The sequence below is a fragment of the Thermoplasmatales archaeon genome (assembly GCA_014361245.1).
Classification (GTDB): Archaea; Thermoplasmatota; E2; order UBA202; family JdFR-43; genus JACIWB01.
The window spans coordinates 1-16,247 of the sequence record JACIWB010000031.1; the positions used below are offsets into that span (position 1 = coordinate 1).

A 16,247-nucleotide genomic window follows, 5' to 3' on the forward strand; every position below is an offset into this window, starting at 1 on the left:
ATTTATCTCTAAAACTTTCCTTTCCTGGATGATGTGCTCTTTTATTCCACTTCCATACAGTTTTTCTGCTTATTCCAAGAAATTCAGCAATTTCTTTTGTTTTCTTTCCTGCCTTCTTTGCCATAACCATTATTCTCCTCATTTCTGGAGTAACATGTGACATTTCCCATTCCCTCCTATAAAGAATGGGAAATTGGTTTAAGAAATGTTACTGATCTGTGTTTACTTTACATTTCCAAAAAAAATATATATCGTCTCTATTTAATTTTTAAATGCTTAAAAATCTTGGAGAGGCGTTAAGAGGTGCTTTTCGCAAAATAGCAAATGCTCCATTTGTTGATAAGGAGCTGATTCAGGAAGTTGTGAGGGATATACAGCGTGCCCTTATTTCTGGAGATGTGAATGTAAAACTTGTGCTTGAAATTTCAAAAAGAATAGAAAAAAGAGCACTTGAAGAAAAACCACTTCCAGGGATGAGCAGCAGAGACCATGTTATAAAAATTTTATATGAGGAAATTTCTTCAATTCTTGGAAAAGGAAGGGAATTGCCCCTTAAAAAGCAGAAAATAATGATGGTTGGATTATATGGGCAGGGTAAAACAACAACTTGTGGAAAAATTGCGAAATATTTTCAGAAAAGAGGGCTTAAAGTTGCGATGATTGCTGCAGATGTTCATCGCCCTGCAGCCTATGAGCAATTAAAGCAGATTGGAGAAAAAATAGGTGTGCCGGTTCTTGGGGGCGAGGATGCCATAAATGTTGTAAAGAAGGGCATGGAAAATTTTGCAAAATATGATGTAATTATAGTTGATACCGCGGGAAGACATGCTCTTGAGAAGGAGCTAATTGAAGAAATGAAGGAAATATCAAATGTTTTCAATCCAGACGAAAAAATTCTTGTAATGGATGCCTCAATTGGCCAGCAGGCGGGCAAGCAGGCAAAGGCATTCAATGATGCAATAGGAATAACTGGGGTAATTCTCACAAAAATGGACGGCTCCGCAAAGGGAGGGGGCGCCCTCTCTGCAGTTGCTGAAACAGGTGCACCAATCATTTATATAGGGACTGGAGAGCAGCTTGATGATTTTGAGAAGTTTGATGCAAAGCGCTTTCTTTCTCGCCTGCTGGGGATGGGCGACCTGCTAACACTTATTGAAAAAGTTGAGGAAGTTGCGGAAGAAAAAGAGATTGGGAAGACGGCAAAAAAAATAATGAGCGGGAAATTTACCCTTCTCGATATGTATGAGCAGATGGAAATCGTTACAAAAATGGGTCCTTTCCAGAAAATTGCTGATTTGTTGCCTTTTGGAAGGACATTCAAGGATGAGGAAATAATTGCAACTCAGGAAAAGCTAAAAAAATTCAAGGTTATAATGGATTCAATGACCAAAAAGGAACTTGAAGAGCCATCAATAATAAATTCTTCCAGAATAAAAAGAATTGCAAGAGGGGCAGGTGTGGAGCAGAAAGATGTAAAGGAATTGATTCGCCAGTATAATATTTCAAAGAAGATGATGAAAAGTTTATCAAATAAAAAAATGCAGGCGAAATTACTCCGCCAGCTGGGAATGAAAATGTAAATATATATCCATTTTATATTTATGGCGATACTCCAGGTTGCTCTTGATTTTGTTGATTTGCGTCGTGCAATAAAGGTTGCAGAAGAAAGTGTTGCTGGTGGAGCGGACTGGCTTGAAATAGGCACACCTCTTATAAAATCTGAAGGAATACATGTGATAAAGAATTTTAAAAATTTTGGAAAAAAAATTGTTGCTGATATGAAAACAATGGATGTTGGGGATATTGAAGCGGAGATGGCATCCAAGGCGGGGGCTGATGTAATATGCGTTCTTGGTGTAGCAAGTGATGAAACAATAAGAGAAGTTGTGAAGTCAGCAAGGAAATATGGAATTGAAGTTATGGTTGATATGATAGGTGTAAAAAATTTGACTGAAAGAGTAAAAAAGGTTGAAAAAATAGGCGTTGACTATATATGCATTCATACTTCCATCGATGAGCAGATGGCTGGAAAAAATCCCTTTTTTCAACTTGAAGAAGTTTCAAAGATATGTAGCTTACCGTTAGCTGTTGCTGGAGGAATAAATGCTGAAAATGCAGGAATTGCAGTGGAAGAAGGAGCGAGCATAGTTATAGTTGGGGGGGCAATAATAAAGGCGGAAGATGCAAAAAAGGCTACTGAAGATATTAAAAAAGCAATTGAAGGAAAAAAAATAAAGAGCGAGCTTTTCAAAAAATATAGCAAGGAAGAAATAAGGGAAGCGCTGGTGAAGGTATCTACATGCAATATATGCGATGCAATGCATAACAAGGGTGCGATGCATGATATAATCCCTCTGAGAAAGGGTTATAAAATGGTTGGCAGAGCATTAACAGTAAAAACAATGGATGGAGATTGGGCGAAGGTGGTGGAGGCGATAGATGTTGCCGAAAAAGGAGATGTTATTGTGGTGCAGGCGGGCGAAGGAAAGCGGGCGGTATGGGGTGAGCTTGCCACTTTAAGCGCAACTCGCAAGGGGATTGCAGGCGTTGTTATAGATGGTGCAATAAGAGATGTGCATGAAATAGCCAAAACAGATTTTCCAGTTTTTTGTAGAAAAATTGTTGCTGAGGCTGGTGAGCCAAAAGGATATGGAGAGATAGGTTGCGAGATAATATGCGGCGGGCAGGTTGTAAGAAAAGGGGACTGGATTGTAGGGGATGATAATGGTGTTGTTGTTGTGCCAAGAGAAGAGGAGCAGGAGATTGCAAATAGAGCAATAAATGTGATGGAAAGAGAGAACAGGATAAGGGAAGAAATAAAGAAGGGAAGCAGTCTTGGAAAAGTTCTTGAATTAAAAAAATGGGAGAAGAGCGCCGGCGACCGGATTTGAACCGGTGACCACCCGGTTAACAGCCGGGTGCTCCTCCAGACTAAGCTACGCCGGCTCACTAAAAGAAATGCAGAAGATATAAAAAAATTCTTCGCCAAAAAATATTTTTCCTGTTTTTGTTTAACATTGTGAAGAAAATAAAGGTAATTGCTGATTTAATAAGGGCTGATCATGGCATAATGCTTGGATTAGCTGTTGTCATAGGGTTTGTTATATCTGCTAAAGGATTCTTTTTCAGTGAGAAAATTATTTATTCATTCCTTACTGCATTTTTTCTTGAAGCGGGGACATTTGCACTGAATGATTATTTTGACTATGAAGTGGATAAAAAAAATAAGAGGATGGACAGACCTCTTGTAAGAGGAGATATAAAGCCAAAAACTGCATTACTCATTTATTTCATTGCTTCTCCTGTTGGAATTTTCTTTAGTCTTCTCGTAAATAAAATATGCTTTTTGATAGCTTTGGCAAATTTAATAATTGCAACATTTTATGATGTAAAATTTAAAGAAGTAAAAGTTATTGGAAATTTCTATATTGCTTTTATAATGTCAATACCATTTATTTTTGGTGCTCTTGCATATTCAGAAGAAATTTCTAAAATAATAATTTTCTTTTCGGTTCTTGCATTTCTATCTGGCTTAGGAAGGGAAATAATGAAAGACATAATGGATTTTTATGGGGATATGGAAAGAAATACAAAATCATTCCCTCTTTATATAGGAGAAAAAGCATCTCGCTACCTTTCATCCCTTCTCTTCATCTCTTCCTCATTTGTTGCATTCATACCATTTTTTATAGAAATAGAAGCTTCATATTATCTCAATCCCTTATTCTTCCTATTACTCTGCTTTTCTTCTTTCCTTTTCATTTATTCTTCCTACTTTCTTATAAAGGGAGAAGAAATTTCCAAATCAAGGAAATTAACCCTTTTTGCAATATTTTTTGGCTTGCTGGCATTCCTTGCTGGCATGCTAAGGTTTAATATGTGTTCCTGTCCTCCCATTTAATGCATCCCATGCTTTTTCAATTGATGTAATTATTGCCTCCTTGCCACCATTCCTTACAAAATTTATCCCCGCCTCTATTTTTGGTCCCATCGAGCCAGGTGGAAAATGTCCTTCGTTGTAATATTCTTCAATTTCATCAGCATTAATTTCTTCTATTCTTTTCTGGTTTTTATTCTTGTAATTGATAAATACATGCTCAACATCTGTAAGGATTAAAAGAGTTTCTGCCTCAATTTCATTTGCAAGTTTTTGGGATGCCAAATCTTTATCGACGACCGCATCCACTCCATAAAGCACACCATTTTTCTCAACGACAGGTATTCCTCCCCCGCCCGCTGCAATAACAACGGTATTCCCCTCAATTAATTTCTTAATCGCGCCCGCCTCAACTATCGAAATTGGTTTTGGAGAGGGAACAAGAATACGCCAGCCGCTGCCGTATTTTCCCACCCTATAAATTTTTTTAATTTCCTCTATTTCATCATCTGAATAAACTGGCCCTATTGGCTTTGTTGGGTTTAAAAATTCACTGTCATTTTCGCTAACTATTACTTGAGTTATTAATGTTACAACCTCTCTACCAATTTTATTAATTTTAAATTCATTAAGCAAACTTTGTTGAATAAGGTAGCCAATCTGCCCTTGAGTTAATGCAACGCAAGCGTGCAATGGCATTGATTTTTTTGCAATTTTCTGCTGTAAAAGCAACTCTCCCACCTGCGGGCCATTTCCATGGGTTATTGCTATTTCCCACCCGTTCTTAATCATTTTTGCTATGCATCTTGCAGTGTTTCTTGTTGCTTCAATCTGTTTTTCAAAATTTACTTTTCTATCCTTACCAGTTAATGCATTCCCTCCAAGGGCAACGACTGCTTTCATGAAGTTTATATTTATATCCTATATAAATGATTACTTTTTTAAAATCTCTGCCAGCTTCTCAATATCCTCTTCAAATTCCTCAAGCAAAAGCGGGTTGTATATGCAGGCTGCTGGATGGAATGTTGGAAAAATTATTATTTTGTGCAGGGGGGATGAAAAAATTTTGCCGTGTATCCTGCTTATTGCCTCTTCCTTAAAACCGAAAAATTTAAATATTGTTTTCGTGCTGAAATTTCCAAGTGTGGCTATTATCTCTGGACTTATAATTTCTATTTGCCTCATTAAATATGCAGAGCATTTTTTTACCTCATCTTCATATGGTGCCCTATTATTTGGAGGATGGCACTTGACAACATTTGTTATATAAACTTCTTGCCTCCTTATCCCATTTTTTTCAAGGTTTTTATTCAGTATTTTTCCAGCGTTGCCAACAAAGGGGCGCCCCTCTTCGTCTTCATTTCTGCCAGGGGCTTCGCCAACCAGCATTAGTTTCGCTTTATAATTTCCTTCTCCTGGAACCGCATTTTTCCTTCCCTCCCATAACCTGCATTTCTTGCAATTTTTTATTTCTTCTTCAATTTTTTTTATTTCCATTTTCTTCTTTCCTTTATTTCTTCTATATATGGATACCTTTTTTTATTTCCGCAGTTAAGGCATGTTAAAACAACCTTTCTTTTTTTAAGTCTTATCCTGCAATTTTTGCCTGGCACAAGATAAGAGAGACATTTTTTACAATATCTAAGCCTGTAAACTCTCGGAATTCTCACAAGATATTTCATTGAAATTTTTCTTGCAATTTCAACATATCTCCTGCATAACTCCATTCTATTTTCCTTTGCCATTTTTTCCGCCTCACTAAAAAGGCGATGTATTCTTTCAATTGCGATTCTTTGTCTTTCTCTCACATTTTGAAAGAAAAGAGAATACTTAAATTTTTATCGCTTATTAATTTGCAGAGTTTAACATAAAAATGCAAAATTTTTCCTTATCTTATAAAACCAAAATTTATACCATTAAATATATATCTTGCTAATTAATCCACATCCATGATTTCAGTATCAGACAGGGTAAAAAATATATCCTATGCAATAAGAGAAGTGGTTGTTTATGCCCGCCAGCTTGAAAAGAAGGGCATAAAAGTGCTGAATATGAACATTGGTGATCCTATAGCATATGATTTTGATACACCTCAGCATATAAAGGATGCTTTATATAAAGCATCAATGAACAAATATAATGGCTACGCCCCTTCAGAAGGATACGAAGAGCTGAGAGAAGAGATTGCGAAAAGAGAAAAAAGAAGAAATGGAATGAATTATAGTATAGATGACATATGTATAACTACAGGGGTGACTGAGGGATTGCAGATTTTTCTTTCCGCCTGCCTTAATGGGGGCGATGAGCTTCTTGTTCCTGGCCCGACATATCCTCCGTATAATTTAATTACATCTTTTAATGGAGCAAAACCGATTCCTTATGCAACAATTGAAGAAAATGACTGGCAGCCTGATGTTGATGATATAAGGAAAAAGATAAATGAAAAGACAAAGGGAATTGTTATTATAAATCCAAACAATCCAACAGGAGCATTGTATCCAGAAAGGACAGTAAAGGAGATAATTGATATCGCTGGTGAGCATAATATACTTGTCGTTTCAGATGAAATATATGATGATATAGTTTTTGATGTTCCTCATGTTGCAACTGCACGGATTGCAAAAGATATTCCAGTTCTTACCCTTAATGGCTTTTCAAAAGTTTATCTTGTGCCTGGATGGAGAGTTGGATATGCAATCTTTCATAATCCAAATGGTGAGCTTGATGAACTTAAAGATGCTTTCCTGCGAATTGCAAGAGCAAGACTTTGCGCAAACTCTGTTTGCCAGCTTGCAATGGTTGAGGCGCTGAGAGGAAGCCAGAAGCATATAAAGGAAATGGTCGAAAAACTCAGGGAGAGAAGAGATTTTGCCTACAAGAGAATAAATGAGATAGATGGCTTATCGACAAGGAAGCCGCAGGGCGCCTTCTACATATTCCCCAAGATTGAGAAAAATGCGTGGAAAAGCGATAAGGACTTTGTTCTTGATGTTTTAAATGAGATACATGTTCTTTTTGTTCATGGTTCAGGATTTTGCGAGCAATATGGTAGGGGGCATTTCAGGGCTGTAATTCTGTCTCCTATAAAAATGATGGAGGAAGTTTTTAATAGGCTTGAAGCATTTATGAAAAAAAGGTGAAATAAATGAAGGAAATAACAAAAGGAATAATTGCTCTTGTTGTTGTATTGGCAGTAATAGGGGGAGCTTATTGGGCTTATACCTATAAGAAAAGTTATTTAAAGGAAGGAGATTTTGCAGAAATTTACTATATTGGTTATTTCGAAAATGGAACTGTTTTTGCCTCCTCTTTTAATACAACCGTGCCATTTAACACACCATTTGATGAAAAGAATTACAATTTAACCCCTCTAAAAATATATATGGGAAATAGCATTCCTTCAAAATATCCAGAGGGATGGAGCTATGTATCTTTGGGGAACATAAAAGGATGGGAAATTTATAAAATAGAAGGATTATATGAAGCATTAAAAGGAATGAAAAAAGGAGAGGAAAAAACAATTACACTTGAGCCAGTTAATGCATTTAAAAATAAGGTTACAAATGGAACAATTTTTAATTCATCTCTTGTTTTTGGATTCAATGCAACTTTTAAAATTTCCAATATAAATGATGAGAACGATACCGTTGATATAGAATGGATGCCAGAAGCGGGAATGAAATTCACATTTCCAGATTATCCACACTTGCTATGGGAAAACTGCACAGAGGTTGTTTCCTATAATGAGACAACTGTAATATTGAGAACAACACCCGATAAGCTCGATAATTTAACTCTTTATCCTTGGTGGGAAAATGCAAGTGTAGCAACTTATAATGAAACAAACATAATGATAACAACCAATCCCCCATTAGGAAACTTTACCGCTGTTATATATGGAATGGAAATAAATGGAAGTGTTATAAATATAACAGATGAAAAAATATATCTTGAATTTTATTATGGTGGGCAGATATTCAGCGAGGAAATAAATAGAACAGAAATATTCAACAGAACCGCAGAATTCCCAAAAGTTTTTGAAGAAGTTCAAAAAGTGCAAGTTGAAGAAGAATTGATCGGAAATGGATATAGCTTTCATGAACTTGCAGGTGAGAAGGTTATATTCAGATTAAAATTGATAAATGTCTATAAAACCAGTTGATTTCTAATCTCTTCTTCGAAAGCGGAAAGGAATTCATTCTCCATTCCCTTTGGGATGATTGCGCCCGCCGCACTGCAATGGCCCCCTCCGCCCCCTCCAAGTTTTGAAGCAACTTTATGAATTGATTCTGATAAATTTATTTTTTTCGAGAGAATTGCTGGTAGCCTTGCGGAAATTTTTATTCCATCGTTTGTCTCTGCGAAACCTATGAGAGGGGATTTTATTTCTTCTTCCTTTATAATTAGCCCCGCCACAGTTCCAACCAAATTTTCATTTATTTGCCCATCTCCATGAAAATAAAGAAGTTTTCCATATTCTTCTATTCTACTTTTAGCAAAAGAAATGCATTTGCGTAAATTCCTTTTATATTTTTCAAGCATATCTTCCCCTTTTTCAAAATTTCCATTTATGCATATATCAACAGCTAGCTCTGCTTCCCCATTTCTTGCCATTGCATTTAAAATAGTTGTAATATCTCTCAAATCTTTTCCGTCTATTTCATATATTTCCCCGAATATTCTGCTTGTTTGCTCATATGTAAAACCTTTTTCAATCAGTAATTTTATAAGCGAAGAAAGCAATATTTTCTTTTCCTCCCTGCTCATTTCATTCCAACTCTTTTCATAATTTATTCCAATTTTTTTTAAAAATGAAATCACTGCACCTATTCTTTTAAATAATCTGGGAATAGTTGGGTCAGATGAATAAGCAATCATTTTATAAACTGGTTTTTCTCTTCCATAAATCCTTATATCCTTTTTTACCTCAATATTTGATTTAGCAAGCAGTTCTCTATTCATTCCAACAATTCTGCAATGTTTCAAATCCTGCAAATCACCTATTGCGCCAATTATTGCCAAATCAGATGGAAAATCAAAAAAATTGGACGAAATTAAATAGGATAAACCAGCTGCAGATATTTCAAGCTCTCCATCTATTCCATAAATGAAAGGATTTATAGAATTTTCATAAAAATTGCGACTGAAATGATGGTCAGAAATCACGCATGAAATATTTTTTTCAATTATTTCTTCAATATTTCCATTTCCCAAGTCAATAAACCATACAAATTTTTCCTTAATTTCTTCGATTGTTTTTTTATCAAGATAATTAACAAACTTTATTTCATTTTTTATCCCCCTCTGCTCAAGAGCAACTTTTGCAATTGCCGCCCCAGCCACACCATCCGCATCATTATGGCTTAAGATAGTTACCGTATCCTGCTTTTCTATTATCCTTGAAATTTCCATTGCTTTATTCTTTATTCCCATCCCCATGCATGAAATAAAAAGAGATAATAAACTTTACGAAAGATTTGAGGGGACACTCTCAAGAATTTGAAAATTTAAAAAATAAGAAATGCTATACAAACTAATATAATTAGTTAGAAAAAATATTTTTTTCTGGAAAAAGAAAAAGATAGAAATTATGATTGCCATAATTCTTTACTATACAGAATAATGAAGCCCTAGGGAAATGGTATGATAAATTTGCCCAATTATTTACTAATTCAGAAAATAAAGGCGTTGCATGGCAATAGATGCAATAAGATTTGTCAATAGCTTCTTGGTTTATTGCGAGAACAAGCCACTACTTATGATAGAGCTCCATCTATGGATGGGCATTAAAAAACATCCTCAAAGCAGGATGTTTAACTGCATTTTAGCCATTTACAATCTTGGGGTGAGAATTTCTTGAAAGTGCCATTTCTATTCTTAAATAAATTGAAAGCCAAAGCCAAGAAATAAGTTTTCATTATTATATTAGGAAAAAATTTTGCATCAAATAAATCAATTCCTAATCTGTTATTGTCTATTCTTTTTATTTATTTCAGAATTAAAAACACATAAAGGAGAAAATGATGATGCCCTATAAGATATTCAAAAAAATAAATTTTGATACACACTAAACAAGTTTATAAGCATATTTGCTTTTATTCTTGATGAAAGTAGTTCCAGATACAAGTATAATAATAGATGGAAGGCTTAGCGAGTGGATTAAAAGCGGTAAAATTGAAAAAGTAGATGTAATAATTCCAAATGCGGTTTTAAAAGAGCTTGAAAGACAGGCAAATGATGGACTGGAAATAGGAATAAGCGGGTTAAATGAAATTGTTGAACTGCAAAAATTAAGCAAGGAAGGAAAAATATATTTGCACTTTCATGGTGTTAAGGAAGGAGACGCAGATGAGATTATAAGAGAGGTTGCTGAAGAACTACATGCTACTTTATTTACTTCAGATAAAATACAGGCTAAGGTTGCGGAAGCAAAGGGAATAAATGTTTATTATTTACCATCCCTGCATGAGGAAAAGGAGCTTAAAATCCTTAAATATTTTGACGATGAAACAATGAGTGTGCATTTACGCCAGGATTGTAAACCAATTGCAAAAAAGGGAAAGCCGGGAAACTTTAGGATAGTTGAGCTGGGTGAGATTTTAAGTGAAAGAGAGCTTGCAGATATAGCTCATGAAATAATTGAATTTGCGAAAAGGAATTCAGATAGCTTCATTGAAATAGAAAGAAAGCACGCAACAATAGTTCAAATAAAAAATATGAGAATTGCAATACTGAGGCAGCCATTTGTTGATAAATTTGAAATAACCGCAACAAAGCCAATAGTAAAGTTGAGCATAGATGACTATAGCCTTGAAGAAGAACTAAAACAAAGATTGACAGATTATAATCGCGGCGTGCTTGTCTCTGGCCCGCCTGGCTCGGGGAAATCAACTTTTGCACAAGCAATTGCTGAACATCTTTATAGTTTGGGAGCGATTGTAAAAACAATGGAAAATCCACGAGATTTGTGGGTTAGGGATGAAATTGCTCAGTATGCACCGCTTGAGAAAAGCATGGAACTAACTGCTGACATTTTACTTTTACTTCGCCCTGATTTTGTTGTATTTGATGAGGTAAGGAGAAGTAATGACTTCAAAATTTTTGCAGACATGAGACTTGCAGGAATTGGATTAATAGGGGTAACCCACTCAAATCGTGCAATTGATGCTATTCAGCGTTTAATTGGAAGAGTAGAACTTGGAATAATTCCTCAGGTTGTTGATACTGTTATTCATATCTCTGATGGAAAAATAAAGGAAGTTCTTGAGCTTGATTTTACTGTAAAAATTCCTCATGGAATGGAAGAAGCTGATTTGGCTCGTCCGGTCATTGTTGTTCGTGATTTTTATACAAAGAAGGTAATTTATGAAATATATACCTATGGAGAGCAGGTGACTGTTATGCCTGTAAAAGAAAAGAGCATGGAAATTTTTGGAAAGAATGTCGAAAAGGTTATAGCAAAATACATAGATAGCAAATTTAAAGTAGAAATAAATGGAAAAATTGCAAATGTTTATGTTTGCGAAGAAGAAATACCTCATATTATTGGGAAAGGTGGAAAAACAATATCTGAAATTGAGAGAGAGGCAGGAATAAAGATAAGGGTTCATCCACTGATTGAGCAGGAGATAATCCCTGATATAGTTAAAAGGAAAAAAGAGATTATAATTAAAATTGGTAAAGCATATGCGGGAAAGGAAGTAAAAATTTTTATTGATGGAAATGCGATTGATGCAAAGGTTAGCAATAATGGAGAAATAAAATTTAAAAGGCATAGCATTGAGGGAAGAAAGATAGTGGAAGCGATTGCGTCAGGAAATAAAATATATGTTAAAATATGAAAGTAGTAACAAGTGTTTTGATGAATAGGGGAAAAATATTACTGCTTAAAAGAGGAACCAAAGTTAGAACATATAGAGGCAAGTGGGCATGCATCTCTGGCTATCTCGAAGACGATGATCCATTGCATAGAGCAATAAAGGAGATTGAAGAAGAAACAGGAATAAAGCCAAATGAAATAAGACTTTTGAAGAAAGAGGAGGAAATAAAATTTTATGATGAGAATGAAAAAATTTTCTGGCAAGTTTATCCATTTTTATTTGAAACAGATAAAGATGAAATAAAAATTGACTGGGAACATGTTGAATGCAGATGGATTTTTCCCAATGAAATAGATAAATATGATACAGTTCCTAAATTGAAGGAAACGATTAAAAAACTTCTAGGTCAATAACTCCATGTATTATTCCGGGTGCATATGATTTAATTTTTCTGTGCAATAAAATTTCCACTTTCTTATCATTTTTCCTTGAAATTTTCTTTATTCTATCAAAAATTTTATCGGGAAAATCCTCTTTTTTGCATTTCTGATGAAAATGAACAACACCTTCATTATTTAAAATTTTTATTGCATTTTCAAAAAAATCTAAGGAGTTAAGATAACCCATTATCACCCGATTTGCAATGCCAAGAGGAGCAACTTCCCTGCAATCACCGAGCAGCGGATTAACCAAGGAAACAACTTCGTTTAAAATTATATTCTCCTTTAAATAGTGATATGCAACTGGATTTATTTCACATGAAAAAACTTTTGCTTTGCTATATACTGCAACTGGAAGGGTAAAATAGCCAATTCCAGCGAACATATCAACAACTATTTCATCCTTCCTTGCTACTTTTGCCATTCTTATTCTTTCATCAATATTTCCAGAGGAAAACATTATTTTTTTAGCATCTAACTTATACTTTATTCCATTTTCAACATGTATTGTTTCGGTGCTATTTCCATAAACAAGTTTAAAGCACGGTGTTCTTTCCACTCCTTTTATTCCACCAACATCTTCAAGAACTGATTTACATTTAAGCACCTGAGCATAAACTCTCGCAATTTCTTTGTTTCCATTAATTCCCTTCAAAATGAGTATATCTCCTATCTTTTCCCATTTTTTTGGAATATCATCTCTTCCAATCCTGCGCTTAATTTCATCAAAAGGAGTAATATATCTGAATACTGGCTCCTTCTGCTGAATAATTTTATATGGTAGATTTATATCTCTTTTTATGGGAATTTCTACTTCTCCATTCCTCCTTTTAAATTTCCTCCTTTCATCAATCAACCCTTTTTCATAGAGCATGTTCTTGACTTTTTCGGCCTCACTTTTCTTAACAACTAAAGCAAGCATCTTAACGCCATCCTAAATGCCTTAAAAGGATGTTTTATTAAAAAATTTCTCACAAACCCCCAATGATGATCCATGTCCGCATCGCCCACCTCAACTTTTTCAAGAGCTTCATACCTCTGCCATTTCAAAAAAATTTTCCTCAACAACAGGCATCCTCTAAGCTCTTTCCCATATGTTCGCATAAACTCCCTTTCATAGGTAAAAAAATCATCAAAATTTTTCGCAAGTATCTCGCTCGCAAGCAGTCCAGCATACAAGCCGCCCCCGCTTGTTGCTTTCACCTGCCCTGCTGCGTCGCCAACTATTGCGCATTTCTCTTTTGCGAGCTTTTTTATTCCATATGGAATTAGAGCATATCTTTCGTTTTTAACCTCATAACCGACTATTGATTTGAATTCATTGAATTTTTTCTTTAAACCCTTCTCAGTTGTTCCCATGCCTATTCTTAACTCATTTCCAGCTGGTATTATCCATCCAAAGAAGCCAGGAGCAAACTTTCCAAAATATACCTTTACATATTCTTCGTTTCCTTTTGCTAATCCCTGAACCGCATTTATATAATTTATTTTCCCCTTGAATTTTTTTGCAATATTGCTTCTTGCACCATCAGCCCCTATTAAATATTCATATTTCTCATCAATTTTTTTATAATTCAAAAAATATTTAGCTCCCTCGCTCATTGCTTTTTCTGCAAGGCAAACATCAAATGCCTCTCTGTCTATCACATATGCATATGTTTTATCTCCCCCAATAAAAATTTCCTTTCCACTTGGAAGAAAAATTTCCGCCCCTTTTATTTCATTAATAACCGCTTCTTTACAGAATTTTGTTACCCTATGGCTTACGAGCCCCCCGCAAACTTTTTTCCCTATTTCCTTATTTTTTTCATATACCACTACTTTATAACCCTTTTTTGAAAGAAGCCATGCAGTTGCATTACCTGTTGCTCCAGCTCCTAATACTGCAACATCGAAACGCATTGTATTTAAATCCATTGCATATTTAATATTAATGTCAAAGAAATTGGATTATATTGCAAGATTTGTAATTGATTCAGAGGGGAATAGGATAGGAGAAAGCATCTCTGTATATAAGGACTTACTTATAATAAGGAAGGAAAATGAATTCTATGCAATACCGTTTCGCCACATTGAAAAAAAAGATGAAACTATTATTGTAAGGGGAGTAATTGAGTGGGGAAATGCAAAGAAGCTTGCAGAGGAATGGAAAAATGCTCAAAATGGTTATAGTGGTAAATAAAGTAGAAATGTCTCCTGGAAAGATGGCGGCTCAGGTGGCCCATGCAGCGGTTGATTGCACAATCAGAGCATGGAAAAAAGATAAGAAAAAGGTAAAAAAGTGGATTGAAGAGGGGCAGAAAAAGGTTGTTCTTGAAGCAAGTGAGGAAGAAATTCTTGAATTGCAGAAAAAAGCAAGCAGGGAAAAAATTTTCAACTCACTTATAAGGGATGCTGGCTTAACTGAGCTTGAAGAAGGAACGCTCACTGCTTTGGCAATCGGCCCAGATGATGAGGATAAGATAGATAAAATAACAGGGCATCTTCCATTAAAATGAAAAAGGAGATAAGAATAGTTGGGATAGATGACATGCCATTTTCATTTAAAGAAAAGCATACTGACATCGTTGGCGCAGTTATGCGTGGGGGAAAATATCTGGAGGGTATTTTAAAAACAACAATAGAGGTTGATGGAAAAGATGCAACAGATAAAATAACAGGCATGATTGAGGGAAGCAGGCACAGGGGGCAGATAAAGATAATCATGATAAATGGGATTGCTCTCGGCGGCTTCAATGTAGTTGATTGCGAAAAAATATTTCTCGCTACCCATATCCCTGTTATTACAATTGCAAGAAAAAAGCCAAATCTTTGGAAAATAGAAGAAGCGCTGAAGAAGCATTTTGATGACTGGAAAGAAAGAATTGAATTAATAAATAAAGGAGAAACAGAGGAAATTAAGTTAAAGTATCCAGTTTATATAAAATATTTTGGAATTGAAAGAAATTTTGCAATAGATGCGATAAAATTATCTATTGTGAGAGGAGCGATCCCGGAGCCAATAAGAGTTGCTCATTTAGTAGCAACTGGAATAAAAAAGGGAGAATCAAGGGGGAGATGCTGATTTTATTGCTTCTATTATTTCTTTAATTTTTTCAATTTTTTCTTCAGCAAGTGTGCCAGTTACAATTACATTTGCTCCCGCTTCTATTTTTTTTCTTGCCTGTTCGGGAGTTTTTATACCTCCTCCCACTATCAAAGGAATTTTTACAAATTTTCTTATTTCCTTTATCATTTCATCCGGCACCGGCTTTTCTGCATTTGAACCAGCATCAAGATACACGCAGTCCATTCCCATGCATTCAGCATAAGCTGCGTATCTTACCGCTTTTTCATGGTCATTCTCGCCTACTCTATCAAGCATTGTTTTTGTTTCAACTGTTGTTGGTTTGCTGCTCGTGCTTATAACCATATAACCCATCGGAATTGGCTTTAAACCAATTTTCTTTACGATTATTCCTCCTCTTAGTTGTTCCCCTCTAAAATGTTCATACAGCAATGAGTTCATAAATTCCATGAAAAAAATATAATCTGCATTTTCAACTATGCTATCTGCAGAATTTGGAAATATTATCACTGGCAAATTGCAATTATTTTTTATTTTCTCAACACATTCTTTTATATCCTCTCTTTTTGCGGTTGAGCCGCCGACCATTATTGCATCGCTTCCATATCTCGAGCAAATTTTTGCCATTTCACCCGCTTTCTGTGGGCTTTGCTTATCTGGATCGATGAGAGTAAAATGCATTTTTCCCTGTCTCATTTTTTCAATCATCAAAAAGAGAATTTATTGCAATCTTTAAACTTTTTCTTTTAAAAATTTAGCAGAATATATATACAAAGAAAAAATTAAGGCGAGAGGAGCGAGGCGGAGGCAAGGGGGAGAGTAAAAAAAGTGTCACCTCACTCCTCTCTTTGCCTATATTTTATAGTTTTTTTCCTATTATAAATAGGAAAAGTTCTATATAAATTTTTCGGCAATTTTGGGGTTGTCGATTAATCAAAAAATTAATGTACCCAAATTAGATTACTATTAAAGGGGATGGGAAAATGAAGAAAGAAGGTTATTGGAAGAAATATAACAAAAAATTTAGTGATTTTGATGTTAAG

At 35.1% G+C, this 16,247-nt stretch carries 18 protein-coding genes and 1 tRNA gene; 10 read left to right on the plus strand and 9 right to left on the minus strand.

The genetic code is table 11. The features are described from left to right. On the minus strand, nucleotides 1–163 hold a 163-nt coding region (locus tag H5T45_05600; GenBank protein MBC7129187.1), incomplete at its 3' end, for a sigma-70 region 4 domain-containing protein. A gap of 109 nt (nucleotides 164–272) precedes the next feature. Between H5T45_05600 and ffh the strand changes: the two genes are divergently transcribed. Beyond that, complete coding sequence (ffh, locus tag H5T45_05605; GenBank protein ID MBC7129188.1) at nucleotides 273–1,580, plus strand: signal recognition particle protein; 1,308 nt, start codon at nucleotides 273–275, stop codon at nucleotides 1,578–1,580. Between the two features lie 21 nt (nucleotides 1,581–1,601). Continuing rightward, nucleotides 1,602–2,891 carry an orotidine 5'-phosphate decarboxylase gene (locus tag H5T45_05610; GenBank protein ID MBC7129189.1) on the plus strand — a complete coding sequence of 430 codons (1,290 nt, stop codon included), beginning with the start codon at nucleotides 1,602–1,604 and terminating at the stop codon, nucleotides 2,889–2,891. Here H5T45_05610 and H5T45_05615 read toward each other — a convergent pair. Next, nucleotides 2,873–2,946, minus strand: a tRNA-Asn gene (locus H5T45_05615). The two genes, H5T45_05610 and H5T45_05615, sit on opposite strands and share 19 nt — an antisense overlap. A gap of 73 nt (nucleotides 2,947–3,019) precedes the next feature. On the opposite strand from H5T45_05615, the gene H5T45_05620 reads away from it, so the two are divergent. Further along, nucleotides 3,020–3,901, plus strand: a complete 882-nt coding sequence (locus tag H5T45_05620; GenBank protein MBC7129190.1) for a UbiA family prenyltransferase — start codon at nucleotides 3,020–3,022, stop codon at nucleotides 3,899–3,901. Here the strand turns inward: H5T45_05620 and arcC are convergent. Genes arcC through H5T45_05635 form a run of 3 tightly spaced genes read right to left on the minus strand, consistent with a single transcriptional unit; the run spans nucleotide 3,866 to nucleotide 5,622 of the window. Then, nucleotides 3,866–4,780, minus strand: coding sequence for a carbamate kinase (gene arcC / locus H5T45_05625; protein ID MBC7129191.1), 915 nt, complete (start codon nucleotides 4,778–4,780; stop codon nucleotides 3,866–3,868). The two genes, H5T45_05620 and arcC, sit on opposite strands and share 36 nt — an antisense overlap. Before the next feature lie 30 nt (nucleotides 4,781–4,810). Next, nucleotides 4,811–5,374: a uracil-DNA glycosylase gene (locus H5T45_05630; GenBank protein ID MBC7129192.1), complete on the minus strand. Its 564-nt coding sequence runs from the start codon at nucleotides 5,372–5,374 to the stop codon at nucleotides 4,811–4,813. After that, nucleotides 5,365–5,622, minus strand: coding sequence for a hypothetical protein (locus H5T45_05635; GenBank protein MBC7129193.1), 258 nt, complete (start codon nucleotides 5,620–5,622; stop codon nucleotides 5,365–5,367). Before H5T45_05635 ends, H5T45_05630 begins: the two co-directional genes overlap by 10 nt. A 204-nt stretch (nucleotides 5,623–5,826) precedes the next feature. Here H5T45_05635 and H5T45_05640 point away from each other — a divergent pair, with 204 nt between their 5' ends. Continuing rightward, complete coding sequence (locus H5T45_05640; protein MBC7129194.1) at nucleotides 5,827–7,017, plus strand: aminotransferase class I/II-fold pyridoxal phosphate-dependent enzyme; 1,191 nt, start codon at nucleotides 5,827–5,829, stop codon at nucleotides 7,015–7,017. Between the two features lie 5 nt (nucleotides 7,018–7,022). Next, nucleotides 7,023–8,039, plus strand: a complete 1,017-nt coding sequence (locus H5T45_05645) for an FKBP-type peptidyl-prolyl cis-trans isomerase (protein ID MBC7129195.1) — start codon at nucleotides 7,023–7,025, stop codon at nucleotides 8,037–8,039. Here the strand turns inward: H5T45_05645 and H5T45_05650 are convergent. Further along, nucleotides 8,024–9,310, minus strand: coding sequence for a DHH family phosphoesterase (locus tag H5T45_05650; GenBank protein ID MBC7129196.1), 1,287 nt, complete (start codon nucleotides 9,308–9,310; stop codon nucleotides 8,024–8,026). The genes H5T45_05645 and H5T45_05650 overlap by 16 nt on opposite strands. A gap of 671 nt (nucleotides 9,311–9,981) precedes the next feature. On the opposite strand from H5T45_05650, the gene tadA reads away from it, so the two are divergent. Continuing rightward, nucleotides 9,982–11,718 (plus strand): Flp pilus assembly complex ATPase component TadA, encoded by a 1,737-nt coding sequence (tadA, locus tag H5T45_05655; protein MBC7129197.1) that lies wholly within the window; start codon nucleotides 9,982–9,984, stop codon nucleotides 11,716–11,718. Beyond that, entirely contained in the window at nucleotides 11,715–12,110 is a 396-nt protein-coding gene (locus tag H5T45_05660) for an NUDIX domain-containing protein (GenBank protein ID MBC7129198.1), read from the plus strand. Before tadA ends, H5T45_05660 begins: the two co-directional genes overlap by 4 nt. Here the strand turns inward: H5T45_05660 and H5T45_05665 are convergent. Then, nucleotides 12,088–13,059, minus strand: coding sequence for a class I SAM-dependent methyltransferase family protein (locus H5T45_05665; GenBank protein MBC7129199.1), 972 nt, complete (start codon nucleotides 13,057–13,059; stop codon nucleotides 12,088–12,090). The two genes, H5T45_05660 and H5T45_05665, sit on opposite strands and share 23 nt — an antisense overlap. Then, entirely contained in the window at nucleotides 13,047–14,039 is a 993-nt protein-coding gene (locus H5T45_05670; GenBank protein ID MBC7129200.1) for an NAD(P)-binding protein, read from the minus strand. Before H5T45_05670 ends, H5T45_05665 begins: the two co-directional genes overlap by 13 nt. A 31-nt stretch (nucleotides 14,040–14,070) precedes the next feature. Here H5T45_05670 and H5T45_05675 point away from each other — a divergent pair, with 31 nt between their 5' ends. The 3 genes from H5T45_05675 to H5T45_05685 are packed head-to-tail and all read left to right on the plus strand — an operon-like array spanning nucleotide 14,071 to nucleotide 15,201. Then, complete coding sequence (locus H5T45_05675) at nucleotides 14,071–14,319, plus strand: hypothetical protein (GenBank protein MBC7129201.1); 249 nt, start codon at nucleotides 14,071–14,073, stop codon at nucleotides 14,317–14,319. After that, nucleotides 14,300–14,635 (plus strand): peptidyl-tRNA hydrolase, encoded by a 336-nt coding sequence (locus H5T45_05680; protein ID MBC7129202.1) that lies wholly within the window; start codon nucleotides 14,300–14,302, stop codon nucleotides 14,633–14,635. Before H5T45_05675 ends, H5T45_05680 begins: the two co-directional genes overlap by 20 nt. After that, complete coding sequence (locus H5T45_05685; GenBank protein MBC7129203.1) at nucleotides 14,632–15,201, plus strand: DUF99 family protein; 570 nt, start codon at nucleotides 14,632–14,634, stop codon at nucleotides 15,199–15,201. The genes H5T45_05680 and H5T45_05685 overlap by 4 nt, the downstream gene beginning before the upstream one ends. Here the strand turns inward: H5T45_05685 and H5T45_05690 are convergent. Next, complete coding sequence (locus H5T45_05690) at nucleotides 15,184–15,912, minus strand: geranylgeranylglyceryl/heptaprenylglyceryl phosphate synthase (protein ID MBC7129204.1); 729 nt, start codon at nucleotides 15,910–15,912, stop codon at nucleotides 15,184–15,186. The genes H5T45_05685 and H5T45_05690 overlap by 18 nt on opposite strands. Nucleotides 15,913–16,247: the final 335 nt, after the last annotated feature.

What these genes read in the sequence shown, in the direction of transcription:
- H5T45_05685 (MBC7129203.1), top strand. Translation starts at nt 14,632, where the DNA reads ATGAAAAAGGAGATAAGAATAGTTGGGATAGATGACATGCCATTTTCA.
- H5T45_05660 (MBC7129198.1), top strand. Translation starts at nt 11,715, where the DNA reads ATGAAAGTAGTAACAAGTGTTTTGATGAATAGGGGAAAAATATTACTG.
- H5T45_05665 (MBC7129199.1), bottom strand. Translation starts at nt 13,059, where the DNA reads ATGCTTGCTTTAGTTGTTAAGAAAAGTGAGGCCGAAAAAGTCAAGAAC.
- H5T45_05670 (MBC7129200.1), bottom strand. Translation starts at nt 14,039, where the DNA reads ATGCGTTTCGATGTTGCAGTATTAGGAGCTGGAGCAACAGGTAATGCA.
- H5T45_05650 (MBC7129196.1), bottom strand. Translation starts at nt 9,310, where the DNA reads ATGGGAATAAAGAATAAAGCAATGGAAATTTCAAGGATAATAGAAAAG.
- H5T45_05690 (MBC7129204.1), bottom strand. Translation starts at nt 15,912, where the DNA reads ATGATTGAAAAAATGAGACAGGGAAAAATGCATTTTACTCTCATCGAT.
- arcC (MBC7129191.1), bottom strand. Translation starts at nt 4,780, where the DNA reads ATGAAAGCAGTCGTTGCCCTTGGAGGGAATGCATTAACTGGTAAGGAT.
- tadA (MBC7129197.1), top strand. Translation starts at nt 9,982, where the DNA reads ATGAAAGTAGTTCCAGATACAAGTATAATAATAGATGGAAGGCTTAGC.
- H5T45_05610 (MBC7129189.1), top strand. Translation starts at nt 1,602, where the DNA reads ATGGCGATACTCCAGGTTGCTCTTGATTTTGTTGATTTGCGTCGTGCA.
- ffh (MBC7129188.1), top strand. Translation starts at nt 273, where the DNA reads ATGCTTAAAAATCTTGGAGAGGCGTTAAGAGGTGCTTTTCGCAAAATA.
- H5T45_05645 (MBC7129195.1), top strand. Translation starts at nt 7,023, where the DNA reads ATGAAGGAAATAACAAAAGGAATAATTGCTCTTGTTGTTGTATTGGCA.
- H5T45_05680 (MBC7129202.1), top strand. Translation starts at nt 14,300, where the DNA reads ATGGTTATAGTGGTAAATAAAGTAGAAATGTCTCCTGGAAAGATGGCG.
- H5T45_05675 (MBC7129201.1), top strand. Translation starts at nt 14,071, where the DNA reads ATGTCAAAGAAATTGGATTATATTGCAAGATTTGTAATTGATTCAGAG.
- H5T45_05640 (MBC7129194.1), top strand. Translation starts at nt 5,827, where the DNA reads ATGATTTCAGTATCAGACAGGGTAAAAAATATATCCTATGCAATAAGA.
- H5T45_05630 (MBC7129192.1), bottom strand. Translation starts at nt 5,374, where the DNA reads ATGGAAATAAAAAAAATTGAAGAAGAAATAAAAAATTGCAAGAAATGC.
- H5T45_05635 (MBC7129193.1), bottom strand. Translation starts at nt 5,622, where the DNA reads ATGGCAAAGGAAAATAGAATGGAGTTATGCAGGAGATATGTTGAAATT.